The organism is Nocardia sp. CA-107356 (genome assembly GCF_050946365.1).
Taxonomy (GTDB): domain Bacteria; phylum Actinomycetota; class Actinomycetes; order Mycobacteriales; family Mycobacteriaceae; genus Nocardia.
Map to the genome: position 1 here is coordinate 7,618,589 of NZ_CP191992.1, position 19,427 is coordinate 7,638,015.

Annotated in this window: 24 protein-coding genes; 12 read left to right on the forward strand and 12 right to left on the reverse strand. The window is 65.1% G+C overall.

Annotation, left to right across the window (positions count from 1 at the left end; all coding sequences use genetic code 11):
- The first annotated feature begins 30 nt into the window (after window positions 1-30).
- On the forward strand, window positions 31-462 hold the full coding sequence (locus ACQP1G_RS34315; RefSeq protein WP_433193833.1) for a nitroreductase family deazaflavin-dependent oxidoreductase: 432 nt from the start codon (window positions 31-33) through the stop codon (window positions 460-462).
- Between the two features lie 2 nt (window positions 463-464).
- Here ACQP1G_RS34315 and ACQP1G_RS34320 read toward each other — a convergent pair whose 3' ends face one another.
- Together ACQP1G_RS34320 and ACQP1G_RS34325 are read right to left on the reverse strand one after the other, a co-directional pair.
- On the reverse strand, window positions 465-614 hold the full coding sequence (locus tag ACQP1G_RS34320; protein ID WP_433193834.1) for a hypothetical protein: 150 nt from the start codon (window positions 612-614) through the stop codon (window positions 465-467).
- 67 nt (window positions 615-681) lie between these two features.
- Window positions 682-1,680, reverse strand: coding sequence for a zinc-binding dehydrogenase (locus tag ACQP1G_RS34325; protein WP_433193835.1), 999 nt, complete (start codon window positions 1,678-1,680; stop codon window positions 682-684).
- Between the two features lie 1,062 nt (window positions 1,681-2,742).
- On the opposite strand from ACQP1G_RS34325, the gene ACQP1G_RS34330 reads away from it, so the two are divergent.
- On the forward strand, window positions 2,743-3,249 hold the full coding sequence (locus tag ACQP1G_RS34330; protein ID WP_433193836.1) for a hypothetical protein: 507 nt from the start codon (window positions 2,743-2,745) through the stop codon (window positions 3,247-3,249).
- A gap of 6 nt (window positions 3,250-3,255) precedes the next feature.
- On the opposite strand, the gene ACQP1G_RS34335 is transcribed toward ACQP1G_RS34330, so the two are convergent.
- The 4 genes from ACQP1G_RS34335 to ACQP1G_RS34350 form a co-directional block, all read right to left on the reverse strand.
- Window positions 3,256-5,028: an SDR family oxidoreductase gene (locus ACQP1G_RS34335; protein WP_433193837.1), complete on the reverse strand. Its 1,773-nt coding sequence runs from the start codon at window positions 5,026-5,028 to the stop codon at window positions 3,256-3,258.
- 64 nt (window positions 5,029-5,092) lie between these two features.
- Complete coding sequence (locus ACQP1G_RS34340) at window positions 5,093-6,184, reverse strand: PDR/VanB family oxidoreductase (protein WP_433193838.1); 1,092 nt, start codon at window positions 6,182-6,184, stop codon at window positions 5,093-5,095.
- An 11-nt stretch (window positions 6,185-6,195) separates the two neighbouring features.
- Window positions 6,196-7,098, reverse strand: coding sequence for a metal-dependent hydrolase (locus tag ACQP1G_RS34345; RefSeq protein ID WP_433193839.1), 903 nt, complete (start codon window positions 7,096-7,098; stop codon window positions 6,196-6,198).
- 587 nt (window positions 7,099-7,685) lie between these two features.
- Window positions 7,686-8,216, reverse strand: coding sequence for a hypothetical protein (locus ACQP1G_RS34350; protein ID WP_433193840.1), 531 nt, complete (start codon window positions 8,214-8,216; stop codon window positions 7,686-7,688).
- A gap of 693 nt (window positions 8,217-8,909) precedes the next feature.
- Here ACQP1G_RS34350 and ACQP1G_RS34355 point away from each other — a divergent pair.
- Complete coding sequence (locus ACQP1G_RS34355) at window positions 8,910-10,307, forward strand: WS/DGAT/MGAT family O-acyltransferase (protein ID WP_433193841.1); 1,398 nt, start codon at window positions 8,910-8,912, stop codon at window positions 10,305-10,307.
- Here ACQP1G_RS34355 and ACQP1G_RS34360 read toward each other — a convergent pair.
- Window positions 10,304-11,269, reverse strand: coding sequence for an alpha/beta fold hydrolase (locus ACQP1G_RS34360; protein ID WP_433193842.1), 966 nt, complete (start codon window positions 11,267-11,269; stop codon window positions 10,304-10,306). The two genes, ACQP1G_RS34355 and ACQP1G_RS34360, sit on opposite strands and share 4 nt — an antisense overlap.
- A gap of 121 nt (window positions 11,270-11,390) precedes the next feature.
- Complete coding sequence (locus ACQP1G_RS34365; RefSeq protein WP_433193843.1) at window positions 11,391-11,645, reverse strand: hypothetical protein; 255 nt, start codon at window positions 11,643-11,645, stop codon at window positions 11,391-11,393.
- Between the two features lie 96 nt (window positions 11,646-11,741).
- Between ACQP1G_RS34365 and ACQP1G_RS34370 the strand changes: the two genes are divergently transcribed.
- The 3 genes from ACQP1G_RS34370 (at window position 11,742) to ACQP1G_RS34380 (ending at window position 14,168) form a co-directional block, all read left to right on the forward strand.
- Window positions 11,742-12,485, forward strand: coding sequence for a glucose 1-dehydrogenase (locus ACQP1G_RS34370; RefSeq protein ID WP_433193844.1), 744 nt, complete (start codon window positions 11,742-11,744; stop codon window positions 12,483-12,485).
- Between the two features lie 329 nt (window positions 12,486-12,814).
- Window positions 12,815-13,669, forward strand: a complete 855-nt coding sequence (locus ACQP1G_RS34375; protein ID WP_433193845.1) for an SDR family oxidoreductase — start codon at window positions 12,815-12,817, stop codon at window positions 13,667-13,669.
- Window positions 13,670-13,676: 7 nt separating this feature from the next.
- Window positions 13,677-14,168, forward strand: coding sequence for an anthrone oxygenase family protein (locus tag ACQP1G_RS34380; protein WP_433193846.1), 492 nt, complete (start codon window positions 13,677-13,679; stop codon window positions 14,166-14,168).
- Window positions 14,169-14,275: 107 nt separating this feature from the next.
- On the opposite strand, the gene ACQP1G_RS34385 is transcribed toward ACQP1G_RS34380, so the two are convergent.
- The 3 genes from ACQP1G_RS34385 to ACQP1G_RS34395 all read right to left on the reverse strand — a co-directional run bounded on the left by ACQP1G_RS34385 (window position 14,276) and on the right by ACQP1G_RS34395 (window position 15,323).
- Window positions 14,276-14,611 carry a hypothetical protein gene (locus tag ACQP1G_RS34385; protein ID WP_433193847.1) on the reverse strand — a complete coding sequence of 112 codons (336 nt, stop codon included), beginning with the start codon at window positions 14,609-14,611 and terminating at the stop codon, window positions 14,276-14,278.
- A gap of 6 nt (window positions 14,612-14,617) precedes the next feature.
- On the reverse strand, window positions 14,618-14,956 hold the full coding sequence (locus tag ACQP1G_RS34390) for a hypothetical protein (protein ID WP_433193848.1): 339 nt from the start codon (window positions 14,954-14,956) through the stop codon (window positions 14,618-14,620).
- A gap of 142 nt (window positions 14,957-15,098) precedes the next feature.
- A complete protein-coding gene (locus ACQP1G_RS34395) occupies window positions 15,099-15,323 on the reverse strand; it encodes a hypothetical protein (RefSeq protein WP_433193849.1) in 225 nt (74 codons plus the stop codon).
- Between the two features lie 325 nt (window positions 15,324-15,648).
- Between ACQP1G_RS34395 and ACQP1G_RS34400 the strand changes: the two genes are divergently transcribed.
- From ACQP1G_RS34400 to ACQP1G_RS34420, 5 genes are all read left to right on the forward strand, one after another.
- On the forward strand, window positions 15,649-16,539 hold the full coding sequence (locus ACQP1G_RS34400; protein WP_433193850.1) for a helix-turn-helix domain-containing protein: 891 nt from the start codon (window positions 15,649-15,651) through the stop codon (window positions 16,537-16,539).
- Window positions 16,540-16,556: 17 nt separating this feature from the next.
- Window positions 16,557-16,745 carry a DUF397 domain-containing protein gene (locus tag ACQP1G_RS34405; protein ID WP_433209078.1) on the forward strand — a complete coding sequence of 63 codons (189 nt, stop codon included), beginning with the start codon at window positions 16,557-16,559 and terminating at the stop codon, window positions 16,743-16,745.
- A gap of 52 nt (window positions 16,746-16,797) precedes the next feature.
- Window positions 16,798-17,007, forward strand: a complete 210-nt coding sequence (locus ACQP1G_RS34410) for a DUF397 domain-containing protein (RefSeq protein ID WP_433193851.1) — start codon at window positions 16,798-16,800, stop codon at window positions 17,005-17,007.
- A gap of 122 nt (window positions 17,008-17,129) precedes the next feature.
- Window positions 17,130-17,339 (forward strand): DUF397 domain-containing protein, encoded by a 210-nt coding sequence (locus tag ACQP1G_RS34415; protein ID WP_433193852.1) that lies wholly within the window; start codon window positions 17,130-17,132, stop codon window positions 17,337-17,339.
- Window positions 17,340-17,391: 52 nt separating this feature from the next.
- Entirely contained in the window at window positions 17,392-17,601 is a 210-nt protein-coding gene (locus ACQP1G_RS34420) for a DUF397 domain-containing protein (protein ID WP_433193853.1), read from the forward strand.
- A 166-nt stretch (window positions 17,602-17,767) separates the two neighbouring features.
- Here ACQP1G_RS34420 and ACQP1G_RS34425 read toward each other — a convergent pair whose 3' ends face one another.
- A complete protein-coding gene (locus tag ACQP1G_RS34425; RefSeq protein WP_433193854.1) occupies window positions 17,768-18,661 on the reverse strand; it encodes an NADP-dependent oxidoreductase in 894 nt (297 codons plus the stop codon).
- Window positions 18,662-18,731: 70 nt separating this feature from the next.
- Between ACQP1G_RS34425 and ACQP1G_RS34430 the strand changes: the two genes are divergently transcribed.
- Window positions 18,732-19,322, forward strand: coding sequence for a TetR/AcrR family transcriptional regulator (locus tag ACQP1G_RS34430; protein WP_433193855.1), 591 nt, complete (start codon window positions 18,732-18,734; stop codon window positions 19,320-19,322).
- Window positions 19,323-19,427 lie beyond the last annotated feature (105 nt).

Genomic DNA, 19,427 nt, shown 5'->3' on the forward strand with positions numbered 1-19,427 from the left:
TAACCCCGGAACCAGGCTGGAGGGTCGGTTGTGGCGAGTGTGTTCACGAATGTTCTGAAGGTGCATCAGTGGGTTTATGAGAACAGTGGTGGGGTGGTGGGACATCGGCTGCTGTTCGGGAATCCGACGTTGTTGTTGCGGACGGTGGGGCGCAAGACGGGGCAGCGGCGGACCTCGGCGCTGACCTACGGGCGGGATGGGGCGGATTATTTGGTGACCGCGTCGAATGGGGGGTCGCCGCGGCCACCGAGTTGGTTGGCGAATGTAAAGGCTGAGCCGGAGTGTGAGATTCAGGTCGGGCGGCGCAAACTGGCGGTTGTCGCGCGGGCTACGTTGCCCGACGATCCGGACTACGCTCGGCGTTGGGCGATTGTCGACAAGGTCAATCAGGGACGCTACAGCGAGTATCAGAAGATGACCGAGCGGCCGATCGCGGTGGTGGTGCTGACGCCGGTCGGCTGAGTTCAGTCGCTCTCCCAGCGGTCATAGTCGTCGTCGACATCAGCACGGTCCCAACGGGATTCGTTGCGCGGCGGGCGGCTGGCCAGCTGAACGCTGAAGGAGACGAGACCCAATACAACCAAGATGACGACAACGATAATCAGTGTTTCCACGCGGGCACCCTAGCGCCGAACCAGGGTGCCTGCACAATGCGTGAGACAAGTTGTCACGCAAGGCCGTTCAGACCGTAAGAACTGTGCGTCCGATGGCCGTTCGAGACTCGATCGTGGCGTGGGCGCGGTCGGCTAGCTCGAGCGGAAAGGATTGGCCGATAACGACTTCCAGCCGCCCCGCCACCGCCTCGGCGAGCGAACGTTCAGCCAACGCATGCCAATCGATGTCATCCGTGGCAGTCAGGTCGAACAGTCCGAGTACACCGATGCCGCGTGCGGCCACTGCTTCCCGGTCGAAATCAGCGAATTGTCCTGCGGCAGCGCCATATCCGATGAACCGCCCGCCGTCCGCTGCGGCTTCGATGGCGCCCGCGCCCAATTCGCCTCCCGCACCGTCCAATACGACGCTCGCGCCCCTTCCGCCGGTTGCGGCATGCGCCCTCGCCGACCAGTCGGGTTCGGAGTAGTCGAGGACAGCATGCGCGCCGAGTCGCGACGCGAGCTCCAGTTTGGCGCTTCCTCGCGCCGCGGCCACCACATGCGCCCCGGCCGCACGGGCGAGTTGGATCAGCAACGTGCCCAATCCCCCGCCCGCCGCGGTGATCAGCACCCGATCACCAGGCTGGATCGTGGCACGATCGAAGATGGCGAGCGCCGTCTTGCCGTCATGGGCCAGCGCGACCGCCTGCGACAGGCTCAACTCATCGGGCACCGGAACCAGGGTTTCGGCCTTGGCAAGGGCCTGCTCCGCGTACCCACCGATCGGCTGCCCACCGCCGATGCCGCTGGCGGCGGTCTGGGTGGTGACGCGCTTTCCGATCCAGCTCGGGTCGACGTCCGCACCGACCGAAGCGACAACCCCCGCGACCGCGCCGCCCGGCACATACGGCGGATCGAGCTTGAAGAATTCAGTGCCCCAACCACTTCGGAGTTGGACGTCCAAGAACATCACATCGGCCGCCGCGACATCGACAACCGCCTGGCCCGGCCCGGCAACCGGCTCGGGTACCTCCCGCACCGAAAGAACCTCGGGCCCACCGAATTCCGTAGCGTGCACAGCGCGCATGACAACCTCCAACATTCTCGCTCGATCCCGACAGGAACCAGCCTGAAACCTGAAGTCGAGTTGAGGTCAAGTCGAACGGAATGATTACGCTGAACGCGGAAATACTCCCGCCCGGAATCGAGCTCCGCCGACACCCCACGCGCTGGGTGGTGACCCCAGACCCGGGCCTCTTCTGGCGATCGCCCTACCGGCACCGTCACGGGGTGCGACAGCGGGCGGGTCAGGAACCGCCTCCGCCGCAGCTGCTTCCGCCCCCGCAGCTACTACTGCTGCTACCACCCCCACAGCCACTGCTACCGCCGCCGCAACTGCTGCCCCCATCGCCGCCACCGCAACTACCCCCGCTTCCCGAGTCGTTGCCATCGGAATCCCCCGCCGACCATGACGAACTGGAGCCACCGATCCACCCCGCGCCCCGGCGAGACCGACTCGACCAGTTGGATGCCAGCACTACGAAGCCCGCGACACCGCCCATGATCACGACCGTGATCACAAAGACCAGAAACAGCGCCATCATTCAGGAACCTCCCCCGCCGCAACTACTCCCGCCACCACAGCTGCTGCCGCCACCCCCGCAACTGCTACCACCACTACAACTGCTGCCCCCGCCGCAACTGCTCCCGCTGCCGCTGTCGTGCCCATGTCCATGCCCATGTCCATGCCCATGGCCGTGCCCGCCGCTGCCGAGGTCATAGCCACCGAAAGTCCCCGATTCGAATCCCGCGGCCCCGTAAGTCCACGGCGAGCCGTCACTCCCGCTCTGACCCGGGTAGCCGCGCCGCCCCGGCGGCAATGGCCTTCTCGTCGCCCGTGTGATCAGGACCGCGATCAACACCGCGACACCACCACCGATCACGAGAATGGCGAGCAGCACAACGGAAAAGACCAGCATTCCCGAATCGTATCGCCCGCGACCGACTCAGAGCCGCTGAAATGCATTCGATCGAAAATCTCCACCGTTCCGATCACCCAGTGGTCCATTGTTCGACGCAGATCTCCCACTGGGGCCGCTGCTCAGATCCGGCGGCAAGGTATTCCCAAATCGACGTACAGTGAATCGTGGTGCTTTTGCGTCCTAGAAACCGTACTCGCCGGGTCGACCTCCGGGATGTCGACAAAGCGGTGGCCGCACTCGAGTTCCCCGATGCGGTCTTCAAGACCAGCCCGTGGCAACCACGCGAGCTGGTGGAGGCCGGGTTGCGGCAGTGGTTACGTTGCTGCGGCGCCGCGATGCGTGATGGTCAGGTGGTCGGAATGCCGTCGCATGCGGTCGACGAGGCGTGGCACGGCTTCATCCTGTGCACGCAGATGTATGCCGCATTCTGCACCGCGGCCTACGGCCGGTTCCTGCATCATTTTCCGGAAGGCGTACCGGCGCAGGGCAATTCGCACGGCTCCATGGCCGAACAACTCGGCCGCACCGTAGTGGCCTGGTCGATCGTTGCCGAGCCCGGCGAGAGGTGTGTGCTCTGGGATCTCGACAGCCTGGTCGGCGTCGAGCATCCATGGGGGATCGACGCCCAGCGAGTCGCGGCCATCGAGGCCGAACTCACCAGGACGCCTTCGTGATTCGACTCAGGTGAGCTTCACCCGCGCGGCGAAGAACCGCACCATCGCGGGAACGAACTTGTTGAACTGGTACTGCAGCCGCGCTTCCGGGGTGACCGGAACGATGCTGCGATCGCGTTCGACCGCGCGCACGATCTGTGCCGCCACCTTCTCCGGACCGTAACGCCGCGCCCGGTACAGCTTGTCATACTGCTCCTGCTTACGCTTCTCCTCCGTCGCGCTGACACCCGAAAACGTAGTGGTGGCAACGATATTGGTGTGCACAATGCCCGGACAGATGGTATGCACCGAAACACCGCGCCCGGCCAATTCCGCACGCAGACAGTCGGAGAACATGAATACCGCCGACTTGCTGGTGGAATAGGCGCTGAACCCCTGCTGCGGACTGTAGGCGGCCATACTGGACAGGTTGACGATATTCCCGCCGAGTCCGCGCTCGGTCATGGCGGCCCCGAACGCACGACAGCCGTTCACCACTCCGCCGAGATTGACCCGCATCACCCGGTCGAACTCCGCCGACGGCGTATCGAAGAATCCACCGGCCTGCCCGATTCCGGCATTGTTGATCAGAATGTCGGGCACTCCGTGCGCGGCGAACACCTCCGCCGCATGCGCGTTCACCTCGTCCGCGACGGAGACATCGAGCCGATAGGCATGCGCCACACCGCTTTCGGCCTCGATCAGCTCCACTGTCTGCTCGGCCGCGTCCAGATTGATATCCGAGAGCACGATTTCCGCGCCGAGCCGCGCGAACGCCAACGCCGTGGCACGACCGATACCGCTGCCGCCGCCGGTGAGCACCACGAGCTGATCCTCGAACGGCCGTCGACTGCGCCCGATTTCGGCGCGGCGCAGACCACGCGGCGCCGCACCGCCATTGACGGCGTCGATGAGTTCGGTCGTCGCGGTGGCGAGCAGTTCCGGATGGGAGAACGGCATCCAGTGCCCGGCGGGCACATCGCGGCGCCACAGCCGCGAAACCCATTTGTGCGCATCGTCGTAGCCCGCGGGCCGCACCGCGACATCGCGTCCGGCGACGATCAACTGCACGGGCACCTCGGTGCGGCGCTCGCGCGGGGCGAGCAGCCGCGGCAGGATATTCGCCCGGTAGATGAGCAGGCCCTCGACCGCGTCGCGGCGGAAGGTCGGGCCGAGCACGATATTCGACGGCGCGGTGTCGTTCATGATCGATACGATGCGCTGCCAGCGCTTCTCGTGCGCCACCACCCGGAACACCCGGTCGAGTCCGGGCGTCATGGAGAAGACCGTGTATCCCGACGACAGCGCCTGGGTGAGCGGCTGCCACAGATTGCGCGGTGTCGGCCGGGTCAGCCTGGCGCGCAGCCACTTCGCGAGGTGGTCGAGGTTCGGCCCGGAGACCGAGGTGAACGAGGCGACTCGCGCCGCGGCCCGCGGTTCACACACCGCCTCCCACACCTGCACCGAACCCCAGTCGTGCGCGAGCACATGCACCGGCCGATCCGGACTGACCGCGTCGGCGACGGCGAAGAAGTCACTGGCCAACGCATCCAAGCGGAAGTCCTTGGCGTGCCGGGTGCGGGTGGACTCCCCGTGACCGCGGGTGTCGTAGGTGACGACGTGGAAGCGTCCGGCCAATAGCGGCACCACCGCATCCCAGAGGTGATGGGTGTCGGGCCAGCCGTGCACCAGCACAATGGTTTCCGCGCTCGGATCGCCGTGTTCGAAGACGGCGATATCGAATTCGCCGCTACGTACCGTCCGCCGCGTCCGGGTCGAAGCCAGGTCGGTCGTCGTCATTGCCGTATCTCCTCGAGGTTTCCCGGCACCGGCGCGGTGCCCGTGGTTCGCTTGCTCCGGCAACTCACAGGTCGAGCACCAATCGCCCACCCCGCGCCCGTGATACGCAGACCAGCATCTCCCCCGCCTCGTGCTCGGCCGCGGTGAGCACGGTCTCGCGATGCTCGGGTTCACCGGACAGCACTCGCACCTTGCAGGTACGGCAGAAGCCCTGGCGGCACGAGTACGGCCGATCCGGGCGGCTCTCCAGAATGGTCTCCAGCGCGGACTTGTCCGTGGGCACCTCGACAACCGCACCGGTGGAGGCGAATTCGATCTCGAAGGCGATACCGTTCACGATCGGCGGCGGCGAGAACCGCTCGGAATGCAGCTCCACACCGGGTATTTCGCGCACCGCGGCGGCGACGGCGGTGGTCATCGGCACCGGTCCGCAGCAGTACACCGCGGTATCGCTGGTGACACCGACGAGCAACGCCGCCGCATCGGGCACTCCGTATTCGTCGTCGGTGCGCACCGAGACCCGATCGCCGAATCCCGCGATCTCGTCGAGAAACGGAATCGCGTCGCGGCTGCGCCCGGTGTACACCATCGACCACTCGATACCGAGCCGCATCGCCAGCCGCGCCATCGGCAGAATCGGTGTGATCCCGATCCCGCCCGCGATGAAATGTAAACGGCCGGAAGGTGATCCGTGGCCAGGCACGGCGAACGGGAAGGCATTGCGTGGACCGCGCACCACGATCCGCGAGCCGACCGGCAGCGCGTCGTGCACCTCCACCGAACCGCCGCCACCGTTCGGAATGCGGCGCACCGCAACACGGTAGGCACGGGTGTCGGCCGGATCGCCGCACAGCGAGTACTGCCGCAACCGACCCGAGGGCAGCTCCAGATCGAGATGCGCACCCGGCCGCCACGGCGGAAGTTCCTGCGCGTCGGGCGATTCCAGCCGCAGGCTGACCACATCCTGATCGTGCGCCTCGATACGTCGTCCGGTCACCACCAGCGAAAGCCGGTGATCATCGGCCCGTGGCGACAGATCACGGCGGTTGACGATGGTGGTCCAGCGCAGCCGCGCCGAGGCGACCGCGTCGAGCACCCGGACCGCCCGATCCTGATCACGCTTACCGAACAGGTCCCCGGGCGGCTGCTGCGGCATCGGCCGCCAGCTCAAGACGCAACCGCCTGCGCCGCAGGAGATTTGGCGAGATAAGCCACCGCCTGTGCCGTCGACCCGACCGATTCGGGGTTGTAGCCGGGCTTGAATGTCGTCATTGCGCTCCACAGCAGCGATGGCACGCCGGGCAGCGCACCGCGCCACATCGATCCGAAGACCCGCGTGATCAATCGCGGATAGCCGAGATCGGGCAGCGCAGGATCCTGGTGCACCATGAATTTGGTGCCACGCACCACCAGCGTGATGAAGATCGGGAAGACGATCATCATGATCGCCGCACGGCGCACGTAGCCCGCGCCGAAGTACACGGCCACATCGTGCGCGACGTGCCGGTGCTCGACCTCCTCGGCACCGTGCCAGCGGAACAGATCCGCCACCCGCGGGTCGGCGCCGAACTTCTCCAGATCGGCATTGAGCACCCAGTCTCCGAGGTAGGCGAAGAAGTGTTCCAGGCAGGCGATGAACGCAAGGCGCTCCACCATCACCTGCCGCTGTGCCACCCCGTCGACGTCCTTGGGCCCCAGCGACTTGCGGAACAGGTATTCCGCCTGCCGCACATAGGGCTCCGGATCGATACCGTTGGCGGCGAGCACCTCGTACAGCACCTTGTCGTGCGTCTCGGCGTGCATGGACTCCTGGCCGATGAAGCCGAGCATGGCCTCGCGCAGCTTCTCGTCCTTCACATACGGCAGCGCCTCGGCATATGCGGCGCAGAACATGCGCTCACCCTCGGGCAACAACAGGTTCAGCGCGTTGATCAGATGCGAGGCAATGGGTTCCGCGGGCATCCAGTGCAGCGGGGTATCCGCCCAGTCGAATCGCACATTGCGCGCGTTGAGGGCGACCTCGCCGGGATCGACGTCCGCCCGCTGCTGTGCCCTACGAAGTAGCTTCATCGATACTCCTCGATCTCACCGGCCGCGCCACAACCCGTAACGAGCCACGACCGCGACGTTGCATACCTTCCTGCATGGCCGTAGCAATGATCATACACATATATGAAACCTCTAGTAACACACATGTGCGTCGGACCGGTTTCGATCTCCATAGCCGCACCATAACAACCAACTTGAACACCGTTCAAGCCGGACGGTCGCCCTAAGGCGTGTGTCGAAAGTGCCGTGCCGGTTTCATCGGCTGCCGAGTTGGCTCAATTACTGCGTAGCGTGATCGCGTCGGGGTAGCCCGTCTCCGCCAGCTCCCGCCGCATGCATATCGGCGCGGTCCATGGTCGAGTCCGCGCTCACGTGCCAGGCAATGCGCCCAGCCTCGTCCACGATCGCCCACAAAGCCTCGAGCAGCACCGTCCAACCCCATGCCCGGCCAATGCATCGAAACCCACCCGGCCAGGACCCGGGCGACCGACCGGACACCGCAACCAGCGGCCCGCGCCACGCTACGACGTGCACATCAAGACCGACAGCAACCAGGCAGCGTCGAAACCCACCGGACCACGGCCGCGCCGCAAAGGCTACAAATCAAGCTAGCGGGGCCTGACCGCCGCCGAACGCTCGAGAAACGAGAGCGCGTCTGCGGGAAAGAGTTCGCACGGAAGCACACGCAGGCCGATCTCACCGGACAACGCCACGGTGTGCTCCTGGATCCGAATCCGTTTGATCTGACTGTAGGGGTAGGTCACAGACTCGACTGCGGTCGTCAACTCCAGACCGTCGCTCAGGTACCGGATCTGCAGTACCGCACCAGGATTCGCATAGCGCCGCACCCGGGGCGAGCCGCGCCGAACTTCCAACAGCGACAACACCACCAGGATCACGAGCACCCCCGCATAGATCGCTATGGCTGTCACTACCACGGCGAAACCGCTGGTCCAGGTGTAATAGCGACCGGGCGAACCTGCCTGCGAAATCAGATACCGGACGAAGCGGTAGGCCATGATGACAGCGCTGACGCCCGCGGCGATCAGCCACACCTCGGGTCTCCGCCATTTCAGCGCCAGTTCGTCGCGGGTAATCCGCACCGCCGCCTGCGCCCCGGCCGTGTAGCGAACGACCATCGCACCTGCCTGATCGCGATACATCGAAACTCGACCGGAATCCACAAAATCTCCCCCGCGCGATAGGCGGTACTTTACTCTCGGACAACGGATTTCGCCGAGCGAACGGCAGACGAATGCCGGGGCCGGCTGCTAAATCTGCCGACAATCGGCACCCGGGCCATCCTCGCCAGATCGGTGAGAATCCGTCACGCCTTCCGGGTGGCGCCCGTCCCGGCCTGCTCGCTGCGACGGAAATGGGGCACGGCCGAATCGGTTGTGGCAGTGCCGAACCCAGGGACCCGTCCGTGTTCCGTCAGGGCTTCTACCGGTGCTCGACCGGACGGGCCGATGCGCTGTTCGAGTTGGCCGACGCGGTGTTGTGCTGCGATGGACCGGTACGGTCGCTGACGTCAGCAAATCGAGCAGCCATCGAACCGGACCGAGCGCCGATAGACCACCTGCGGCGAACTGGGCGCAGACATATTCGTCCGCGCCGCGCACGATGCTCGTATCGCAGCCCAGCGTCGCATCACACGGCGCACAGCCCCCAAGTGTGTCGGCGCACACATCCCCCACATCTGTATCGATCACGGCGGCGACACCTCGGACGAGCCCTACGCCGCAACCCCACCTGACAATAGAGGGCTCCACTGTGACCGATATCCCTGCGTTTGCCCGGCCCATTAGAACACGTTCTAGTAGGCTCTTGCTATGGAACGACTAACCGGATTGGATGCCAGCTTCCTGTATCTCGAGACCGGGACCCAGCACCTGCACGTGTGTGCGCTGCTGATCCTGGATCCCACCGCAGGGGGCGCGCACTACACCTTCGAAACATTCAAAGCAGAACTCGGCCGCCGACTGCCGCTGATCCCGCAGATGCGGCGGCGAATCCACGAGGTGCCGTTCAACCTCGATCATCCGATCTGGGTGGAGGACCCGGACTTCGACCTGGACCACCACATTCGACGCATCGAAACGCCGCGCCCGCTCGCCCGCCAGGAACTGGCGGACCTGGTCGGCGATATCGCGAGTGTGCCCATGGATCGCGGCCGCCCGCTGTGGCAGATGAATGTGGTCGAGGACCTCGAGGACGGCCAGGTCGCGGTCATCTGCAAGTACCACCACGCCGCTGTCGACGGCATTACCGGCACCAACATGATGATGCATCTGTGCGATCTGGAACCCGGCCTGAGCAAGCCCGAACCGGCGGAGCAATGGCGGCCCGAACCCCAGCCGAACGACTTGCAGTTGGCGGCCGAGGCCGTGATGAATCTCCCGAACAGGCTCGGCCTGGTCGGGATGGTGCCGAAAACCCTCGGCATGGTTGCCGGTTTCGCGCAGCGGCGCCGAAACAACCAGGCGGGCATGGCATTACCGTTGACCGCACCGCGCACCCCGTTCAATGGCGCGATCAGCCCGGAGCGCGCGGTGGCCTTCACCCAGACCGATCTCGGCGCGATCAAGGAGATCAAGACCGCCTTCGATGTGAAGGTCAACGACGTGGTGCTGACCATCGTCGCGGGTGTACTGCGCGCCTACCTGGAAAAGCACGATGAACTGCCCGACAAATCCCTGATCGCCTCGGTGCCGGTTTCGGTGCACGACACCTCACGGCACACCACGGGCATCAATAAGGTCTCCTCGCTGTTCTCCCACCTCGGCACCGATATCGCCGATCCGGTGCAGCGGCTGCGGCAGGTGGCCGAGGCCAACCGCGACGCCAAGAAGGAACACGCCCTCGTCGGCGCGGACTTCCTGATGGACTGGTCGAAGTACGCACCGCCGAACACCTTTCAGCTGGCGGCGCGGGTCTACTCGTCGCTGAAACTGGCCGAGCACCATCCAGTGGTGCACAACCTGGTGGTGTCCAATGTTCCCGGCCCGCCGATGCCGCTGTACTTCCTCGGTCACCAGGTCGAGGCCATGCATCCGTTCGGGCCGGTTTTCCACGGCGCGGGACTGACGGTCACCGTCCTGTCCAATAACGGTGATCTGGACTTCGGCTTCATCGCCTGCAAGGAACTGGTCCCCGATCTGCAGTCGCTCGCCGACGCAGTCCCCGGCGTCGTCAATGAATTGCTGTCCGCGGCACGCGATCTGGGCTAACCCACACCGCTACCCTGTTCGCCATCGCCGCCGAACAGGGCCGCATTCGAAGTTTTTGTCAGCCTTGCGGCGACAGCGGCGCAAGCCTCCAGCAGTACCGGCACGAAGCGGTCGGCCTCGAGCACGCAGGACGCGTGACCGGCCTTGACCAGATGAATACTCGCCCCGGGAATCATGGTCGCCATCTCCAACTGCCGATAGACCGGAATCGCCCGGTCCCGGGTCGTGATCACGACCGCGGTCGGCATACTCAGCGCACAAAGCCAAGCGGTCGCATCGAATCGGCCGACCTCGGCGATGACCTGCGCCATGGCCCAGCCGCTGCTGCTGCGAAATTCATTGAGCGCCCAGCGATTCAGCTTTCCCGGCGCCCAGACGTGTTCCGGCAGGTCGGGCAGCTGCCCGGCAAGTTCCTCGGCGCGCCGGAACGAATAGGGGCCGATGGCTTCGGCAAATACTCCGAATGTCTGGTGAAAGATACGCTCGCGCAGCTTTTCCTGGAATCGATACGGCGTCGCGCACAAAACCAGACCGCTCACCCGATCCGGATGCCGGTGTGCGGCAAGCAATGCGACGACTCCGCCGAGGGAATATCCGGCCAGCACGGCCCGCTCGATGCCCAGCGCATCGGCAACGGCAACGACGTCGTCGGCGCAGTCGCGCACCGAGAACCGCGCCGAGCGGATACCGCGGCCGTGCCAGCGCTGGTCGAAGACGATCACCCGATAGCGCTCGGCGAGCGCGTCGAGCGCGGGGAACCAGGTGAGATAGCCCGTGCAGGCGGTGGCATGCAGCAGGATCAGGGTCGGCGCGCCCTCGGGCCCTGGGATATCGACGACGTACGTGCGGCCCCGGCCCGGCAGATCGACGAGTCGTCCGCCGGGCACCTCCGCGATATCAGGAATTCCGGAACGCCGGGAGAACCGCCGCATTGCCACCGCTGTTGGATTCGGATTCGTCATCGTCGGCCTCCTCGGTGCGGTCCGGTGGCAATACTAGAACGCGTTCTATATCGATGATGCCACAGGACCTGGCAGAACTCAGGCCAGGGCCCGGACCATGCATTCGGCGATGCAGGCGGACTTAATCGCCACCCACGCGGCCGATGGTCGCCCGGATGACGATCTGCGGGCCGCCAGGGACCTCGTCGACGCTCACAAGCGTTGGCCGGGCCACGGATTCGGGACCCGACAGGCACCAGCGCTGGAGGCGAACCTCGTTCAGGCCGTTGTTGATTCGCGCCGACGCGTCTCTGATGGTGATCAGATCCGCCATCAGCGGCGGGAGCAGCGCGGGTGTGACGTAGCCGTCGGCGATCGTGGCGCCGCTGTCGCACACCAGCGCCGCGTTCCACTGGCCGATACCGAGACGGCAACAGATCGGCGAATCCTCTGTAACGTGTTTCAGTAGTCGACGGATGGAGAGGAGGCCGCGATGGGGCGGTTGACCGACAAAGTGGCATTGATCAGTGGCGGGGCGCGCGGTATGGGCGCCGCACACGCGCGGGCGCTGGTGGCCGAGGGCGCGCGGGTGGTACTCGGCGACATCCTCGACGACGATGGCGCCGCGCTCGCCAAGGAAATCGGCGACAACGCCGCCTACGTACACCTCGATGTGCGCGAAAAGCAGCAGTGGCGCGACGCGGTCGCCGAGGCGGTGCAGCGGTTCGGATCACTGAACGTCCTGGTGAACAATGCGGGCATCGTCAACGGCAATCTGCTCGTCGACTTCGAATTGTCGGAGTGGCAGAAGATCGTCGATATCAATCTCACCGGCACCTTCCTCGGCATGCAGGCCGCGACACCCGCGATGATCGAGGCGGGCGGCGGTTCGGTCATCAATATCTCCTCGGTCGAGGGCATGCGCGGCAGTCCGGGCCTGCACGGCTACACCGCAACCAAATTCGCCGTCCGCGGCCTCACCAAATCCACCGCACTCGAGTTGGCGCAGTACGGAATTCGCGTGAACTCGATCCATCCCGGCCTGATCCGGACCCCCATGACAGCGGGCATCCCGGAGGACTTCCTGCAGATCCCGCTCGGCCGCGCCGCCGACCCGTCCGAGGTCTCGGCCCTGGTGACCTACCTGGCCAGCGACGAATCCTCCTATTCGACCGGCGCCGAATTCGTCATCGACGGCGGCCTCACGGTGGGAGTCCCACACAAGACCTTCTCCTGATCGGTCGGCGGCGGCAAATCTCCCCGCGGATCCTGGATCCACTGCGCAGCCTCGACTATGTCGGCCGGATCGTCGAACTGCCGACCGACCTGCGCAACCTGGCCGCATGAGCGCTACTGCGGGCCGCTGGCGAGCGGCCCGCACCGGGAGCGATGCCAGGGCAAACGTCCGCGATATGGACCCACCTGCCTGGCGACAAGGATTGCCATGCCCTGGCGCGGCATCGCGAACCGACAGCAGTCGGGATGTTATGGAAATCATATTTCACGAAGCTCTAAGCGAGCTAATATGAGATCCATACAATATGAACCCGAAAATATGGAGGCGTCATGATCCTTGTCACCGGAGCCACCGGAACCATCGGCCGTCCACTCGTCGAACTGCTTGCCGCACAGGGGGTTCGGGTTCGAGCCGTCACCCGATCGCCCGAAAGTGCAGCGCTGCCCCCGGATGTCGAGGTGGTGGCGGGCGATCCGGCCCGACCGGACACACTCGCCGATGCACTGGACGGCGCCTCGGCGGCGTTCCTGCACCCGCGCGCCGTGGGCGATGCGGCATTCGACTTCGCGAAACTGGCCCACGAACACGGTGTGCGGCGACTCGTCGCCCTCTCGGCCATCAATATCGACGACCCGCTCAGCGCGCAGCCGTCCCGCTACCGTGGCGACCGGAACAAGGAGGCGGAGCAGGCTGTCATCGCAAGCGGATCAGAGTGGGTCAGCTTGCGCGCCAGCAGTTTTGCGGTCAATGTCCTGCAGAGCGGATGGAATGCCCAGATTCGAGCCGGTGATGTGGTGCGTGGACCGTACGCGGACTTCGCCGAGAGCCCGCTGCACGAACGCGATGTCGCCGCGGTCACGGCGCATGCCTTCCTGACCGACGATCTACTCGGCCAACGGCTGGAACTGACCGGGCCCCAATCACTTACCCATACGGATATGGTCCGCATCATCGGCGACGTCTTGGGCAGGCAGTTGCACTACGAGGAGGTTCCCGCCGCGATGGTGCGGCAGGGCATGGTCGGGCGCGGCTTTCCCGAGGCCTTCGTCGACACCTTGCTTTCCAGGTACGCGAACGGCGTCGGCCAACCGGCTCCCGTCACCGCCCAACTCGAGAAAATCCTCGGCCGCACAAGAACTTTCGCCGACTGGGCCGCCGATCACGCAGCCGACTTCCGGAATTGAGCGAACGATGCGCGCAGTTCCCCGAATCGCCCACTTCGCCGCCTTGATATTCAGCGGCATCTTCGCCGGATTCCTGATCGCCGTACTCGTCCTCGAGCTGTGTATGCGAGACGCCACCGCCTCCGCCTACACCCAGGTTCGCCAGATCGAACTGGAAGGCCTCGACGTCCTCGCCTCCGTCACCCTGCTGCCGGCACTCATCGCCACCGGCCTGATCATCGCGACGCGCTTGCGCGAGCACGGAAACGCCCGCTGGCTGCCGATCACCGCGTTCGCCCTGCTGGCGGGGGTGCTTGTGCTGACGATCATCGTCAACCTCCCCATCAACGCCGACCAACGCGACTGGATCATCGCCACACCACCCGCCGACTGGGCAACCGTTCGCGACCATTGGCAAATATCGCACGCAGTGCGCACCGTCGCCGCCACCCTCGCCTTCGCCACCCTGGCCGTGGCGGCCATGAGGCCCGGCTCCGGCTCACTGGACAATGCCAGATGATCGGCGTCTGCTCATCACCGCGTACTGCCGCGATGACACCGGCCGCCGCACCCAGCTGACTCGCATAGGAATGCGCGGTCCGCGACAACAACTCCAACGGCGAATGCTCACCTGGGCTTCCCCCACAGTCGGTGTCGCCGTGCGGAATCGGGGTGGATTCGTCCGGCCGCTACCAGGGCGTCGAATGCGGCGTGCTTGCGGTCGCAGTCGTGGTCGCGATGCAGTTGCATGGCGAGATGGGCGTCGGCGAGAGTGAACGGTTGGCCGGGTGGGCCGCATGTCCATGCCTTCGGCCATTCGACCGGACGCAGGCGGCAGCGACGGGCGGCGTGCCGGTGGCGGCGGCGCTGGTCGACCGGCCACACGCACGCCACCCCGACCATCGCGCACGCGCCACCCCCGACGACCGTGAGAACGCTGTGCACCACCTGCCATGCGTCCACGGTCGTTCACCGCCCGTGGCCGTTGTCCGGACAGGTCCGCGGTAGAACTAGCTGCGCGAGTCCGTCGAGCACCTGCTGGAACGTCTGGAGTCCGGGTGTACCGATGGAGAGACAGCGCTCGGTGGTGTCGACTGGGAAGTCGATACCGCGTTTGTGGGCGCGCTCGCGCGGGCTCAACTCCTGCGGCGCGATCCGGCCGTGCCGCACGAGTGTGTAGAAGGCCGCCCACTTCCACGCGCACCGTTCGATCTGGCACGCGCGGTGTCGCCGCATCTGCCGGTGCGCCAACTCCACCTCGGCGCGGCCGCAGATGGTCGGCTTGGTGAGGATCATGTCTTCGCTCATCACGCGGCTCCCCGTTCGACGCCGGGTGTGGGCGAGGCCGAACGCGCCCAAGTGCCTTGCGGGCACACGGTTTCCAGATCGAAACCGGCGTCGCAGATCAAGGCGGGCCGACAATCGACGTGCTCGAGGCCGAAGACGACGATCACCTCGACGTCGAGCCGGCCGCCATCCCGAGTGCGTACCCGATCGGGTCGTCGGCATCGTCTGGTGGCCGCACGGTGTACACGTACTGATAGCCGAGCGTGTGCGCATGGCGCCGCACGTCCTCGGCGTGGCGTGGCGCATCCGAACCGGATACGTCATCGCGTACGAAGCCAATGGCTTTCGGTTTGTCGCTCGTCGGCGAGGCGGTTTGCGTGTGTGTCATGGTTCCCCCGGAACCTGGTCGGTGTGGTGGGTGTCGGGCGCGTCCGGGTGACCGGCTGTTCGCTCGCGCAGATCGGGTTCGAGCCGCGATGCGGACAGCTGAAGTTGTTGCGGTTGCGGCAGTTTGGGGGTGTTCTCGAGGCTCCAACCTGCGGTGTCATCCGAACGTCGGAACCAAGCACACCACGAGCTATATGCTGAGACGAGCCATCCGGGACTCCCAAATGAAGTCGTCCCAAACCCGCAGGACGTATCCCGAATCGGACGTACATTGCGTTCCACATTCGAGTCGCGATCGTCCCAGATCTGCAGGGGGTGCAAGAACTTTGACCAGCGAAGATGATGCTTCGACCCTGCCCCGGCGACAGCTCGGGCGCTTCCTCCGCGAAACCCGCGAGGGGCAGGGACTATCCATCGACCAGGCCGCGAGGCTGGCCGAGCTGAGCAAGAGCGGGCTACACCGCATCGAAACCGCGCAAGTGGCGAAGGTCAAGATTCGCGAGATCCGAGCTCTGTGCGAGACGTTCGGGGTGCCGGTGGACGAAACCAGCCGCGTGCTGAAACTCGCTGAGCAGGCACAGGTCAAGAGTTGGCATGCGGCGTTCGACGGGCTCTACAGCGATTCCACATTCAATATGTACGTTGGGCTGGCAGCCGCTGCGCGCCAACTGATCGCATACCACGAGATCGTTCTCGGTCTATTGCAGACCGCAGACTATGCGCGCGCGCTGATCGGCTCGTTCTACCGTGACAGCGACCCGGAAGATATCGAACGACGGGTCGAGCTGCGACTGAAGCGGCAAGCCGTCATCACCCGCAAGTCCGATCCAGTGAAACTCGAACTGTTGCTTCACGAATCAGCCCTACACCGCGTCGTCGGCAGTCCTCGCATCATGGCCGTGCAACTGCGACATCTGGCCGAGATCAGCAAGCTGCCGAACATCTCGCTCCGCATACATCCTTTCGCGAGCGGATGCGCCTGGGGTGTGTTGCATGGCCCGGTCGTGATCCTGGAATTCGGCACCGATGCGAAAGGGCAGCCGGTCGAGCCGCCGCTGGCCTATTTCGAAGGGAACGGGAAGCCAGACCTGTACTTGGAACATGCCGATGACGTGCGGCGCTACCATGACATTGCTTCGGCCATACGGAGTATGGCACTGGATGAGACGCATACGCGAGACCTGCTCCGGCGGGCAGCAAGGAGTTACACAGCGTGAACACTGACCTATCCAGGGTGAATTGGTTCAAGAGCAGCCACAGTGGGGGCCAGACCGACTGCGTCGAGGTGGCGTGGCTCGCTAGTGGCGAGGTTGGCGTTCGAGACTCGAAGAACCCAACCGGCTCGGCGCTAACGTTTACCCCAGGCGAATGGGATGCCTTCACTGCTGGCGTCACTGACGGAGAGTTCAACCGCTCCGCCTGAGCCAGGCACAAACGCGAGACCCGCTCTGGCGAGCAGCAAGGAGTTACGCAGCGTGAATACCGACCTATCCGGAGTGAACTGGTTCAAGAGCAGCCACAGCAGCGGCCAGACCGAATGCGTTGAGGTGGCGTGGCTCGATGGTGGCGGGATCGGCGTTCGTGACTCGAAGAACCCGACCGGCCCGGCACTGATCTTCACCCCCGGCGAATGGGATGCCTTCACAGCTGGCGTCACTGACGGAGAGTTCAACCGCCCCGCCTGAGCCAGGCAAAAGCACCGAACACCCAGACGGCCCCGCGCGGCAAGCCAAGTCGTGACGGGGCTGCCTGCTGTCATAGTGAGAATGAGCTCCAACGAGTTGACGAGCAGCGAGGAGTCGCATCAGTGAATACTGACCTGTCCGGAGTGAATTGGTTCAAGAGCAGCCACAGTAGCGGCCAGACCGACTGCGTCGAGGTGGCGTGGCTCGATGGCGGCGAAGTCGGCGTTCGTGACTCGAAGAACCCGACCGGCCCGGCACTCATCTTCAAGCCGGGTGAATGGGATGCCTTCACAGCTGGCGTTATGGCCGGAGAACTCCAACGCCCTGCCTGACCCGGGCGCAAACGCGAGACCTGCTCAGGCGAGCAGCAAGGAGTTATGCGACGTGAATACCGAACTATCCGAGGTGAATTGGTTCAAGAGCAGCCACAGTAGCGGCCAGACCTCCTGCGTCGAGGTGGCATGGCTCGATGGCGGCGAAGTCGGCATTCGGGACTCGAAGAACCCGACCGGCCCGGCACTCATCTTCACGCCGAGTGAATGGGATGCCTTCACAGCTGGCATCACGGACGGAGAGTTCAACCGCCCCGCCTGAGCCAGAAAACATTCTGAAGAGCCTCAGAAGTCGTGGCCAAATCTCAGAATGTTCGGCCACGACTTGGCCGATTGGCCACGATTCTGAGATTCGGCTTCGTTCGCTGGCCAGTTGGTGGTTGATCTTCGCCAGTTGTGTTCCGCGGCAGGAGTATCCGGGGACCTGCTCAGATGACCATGACCCGGCGTCCGCGGGTGTGACCGGCTTGGCTGTCGATGTGCGCCGCCGCGGCTTCGGCGAGCGTGTACGACTTCTCGACCGGGATGTGGAGCTTTCCTCGCGAGATGAGATCGGCGGCCTCGGCGAGCGCGTCCGGCATGCTCCCGGCCACGCCGGAGAATCGGACACCGAACTCCGGCGCACCGAGATCGGCGATGGAGACCACCTTCTGCGAACCCCCGGCCAGCTCGACCAACTCGCGGATCACGCCCGAGCCGGCCAGATCGAGAGCCGCGTCGACACGGCCGACCTGCCGAACGCGCTCGACCCAGCCCTCGCCGTACGTCGTGGCGACAGCCCCCAGGCTGCGCAGATAGTCCTGGCTGGCGGCCCCGCCCGTGCCGATCACCGCGATGCCTCGGTCGCGGGCGATCTGCAGCACGGCCGATCCGACACCCCCGGACGCACCGCTGACCAGCAGCGTCTGCCCGGGCTCCACACCGACCTGGTCGATGATGCGCAGCGCGGTCTCCACCACCGAGGGGTACCCTGCCGCCTCTTCGAACGTCAGCCCCTCGGGCATGCGGGCCCAGACCGACAGCACGGCGAACTCGGCATAGGTGCTCGAGCCTTCGCCGAACACGTGGTCGCCGACCTCGACCCCGTCGACACCCTCGCCGACCTCGTCCACTACCCCGGCGGCGTCCAGCCCGACACCGGAGGGCAACTCGATCGGATGAGCCCCCAGAACCTGGCCTTCACGAACCCGCCAGTCGACAGGGTTCACGCCCGCCGCTCGCACGTCGATGCGCACCTGGCCGGGGCCTGCGTGGGGTTCCTCGGCGTCTACGAGTTCCAGCACGTCCGGACCACCGAATTCGGCGAAAGTCACTCTCTTCATGCAATCGACCATAACACTAACGGTTTTTGTTTTGAAACTGGTTCTTTTTTGTATCTGGTAGCATAAAGAGATGACTGTGCCGTCCGGGCGCCGTGCGCGTAAGAAGGCCGTGACGCGCCAGAAGATCGCCGACACCGCCCTGCAACTGTTCCTGGAACGCGGGTATGACGCGGTGGGCATCCGCGATGTGGCCGCCGAGGCCGATGTGGCCGTCACCACGGTCTTCTCCCACTTCGCCTCGAAAGAGGCCCTGGTGTTCGAGCAGGACGAAAACTTTGAGCAGCGCCTCACACAGGCGGTCACCGGCCGGGCGCCGCATCAGCCGCTCATCCCCGCGCTGCGCCGCGAAATCCAAGCCCAGGTGCACCACTGCAGCGCGGCGGAGGGCGGCGCGCAAATCTGGAACTTGATCGATGAATCACCTGCTCTGCGCAAGTACGAGGAGTCGATGAGGCTGCGCCACGCTGAGTCGCTGGCAACGGCCATCGCCGCCGATCTCGACCTGCCACAGACGACAACGGCTTGTCGTGCGATCGCGAGGTTCGTGATCGACGCCCATTCGCTGGCCCGTGCGGCGTCCGATCCGGAAGCTGCGGTGGACGAGATCTTCCGGATGATCGAGGCGGCCTGGGAGATCACCTGCCCTTCTCCGCGTACGTGAGGGGCTACGGCATCGCCGCCAAGAGCGGCGGCGTGAGACGAGCGCCGCAGGCCAAGGCATCATCAGATGCCACCGCCGATGAGACCCTGACGCCAGCCCCGGACG

What these genes read in the sequence shown, in the direction of transcription:
- ACQP1G_RS34325 (WP_433193835.1), bottom strand. Translation starts at nt 1,680, where the DNA reads ATGCGCGCTGTGCACGCTACGGAATTCGGTGGGCCCGAGGTTCTTTCG.
- ACQP1G_RS34335 (WP_433193837.1), bottom strand. Translation starts at nt 5,028, where the DNA reads ATGACGACGACCGACCTGGCTTCGACCCGGACGCGGCGGACGGTACGT.
- ACQP1G_RS34340 (WP_433193838.1), bottom strand. Translation starts at nt 6,184, where the DNA reads ATGCCGCAGCAGCCGCCCGGGGACCTGTTCGGTAAGCGTGATCAGGAT.
- ACQP1G_RS34345 (WP_433193839.1), bottom strand. Translation starts at nt 7,098, where the DNA reads ATGAAGCTACTTCGTAGGGCACAGCAGCGGGCGGACGTCGATCCCGGC.
- ACQP1G_RS34350 (WP_433193840.1), bottom strand. Translation starts at nt 8,216, where the DNA reads ATGGTCGTTCGCTACACGGCCGGGGCGCAGGCGGCGGTGCGGATTACC.
- ACQP1G_RS34355 (WP_433193841.1), top strand. Translation starts at nt 8,910, where the DNA reads ATGGAACGACTAACCGGATTGGATGCCAGCTTCCTGTATCTCGAGACC.
- ACQP1G_RS34360 (WP_433193842.1), bottom strand. Translation starts at nt 11,269, where the DNA reads ATGACGAATCCGAATCCAACAGCGGTGGCAATGCGGCGGTTCTCCCGG.
- ACQP1G_RS34370 (WP_433193844.1), top strand. Translation starts at nt 11,742, where the DNA reads ATGGGGCGGTTGACCGACAAAGTGGCATTGATCAGTGGCGGGGCGCGC.
- ACQP1G_RS34375 (WP_433193845.1), top strand. Translation starts at nt 12,815, where the DNA reads ATGATCCTTGTCACCGGAGCCACCGGAACCATCGGCCGTCCACTCGTC.
- ACQP1G_RS34380 (WP_433193846.1), top strand. Translation starts at nt 13,677, where the DNA reads ATGCGCGCAGTTCCCCGAATCGCCCACTTCGCCGCCTTGATATTCAGC.
- ACQP1G_RS34390 (WP_433193848.1), bottom strand. Translation starts at nt 14,956, where the DNA reads ATGAGCGAAGACATGATCCTCACCAAGCCGACCATCTGCGGCCGCGCC.
- ACQP1G_RS34395 (WP_433193849.1), bottom strand. Translation starts at nt 15,323, where the DNA reads ATGACACACACGCAAACCGCCTCGCCGACGAGCGACAAACCGAAAGCC.
- ACQP1G_RS34425 (WP_433193854.1), bottom strand. Translation starts at nt 18,661, where the DNA reads ATGAAGAGAGTGACTTTCGCCGAATTCGGTGGTCCGGACGTGCTGGAA.
- ACQP1G_RS34430 (WP_433193855.1), top strand. Translation starts at nt 18,732, where the DNA reads ATGACTGTGCCGTCCGGGCGCCGTGCGCGTAAGAAGGCCGTGACGCGC.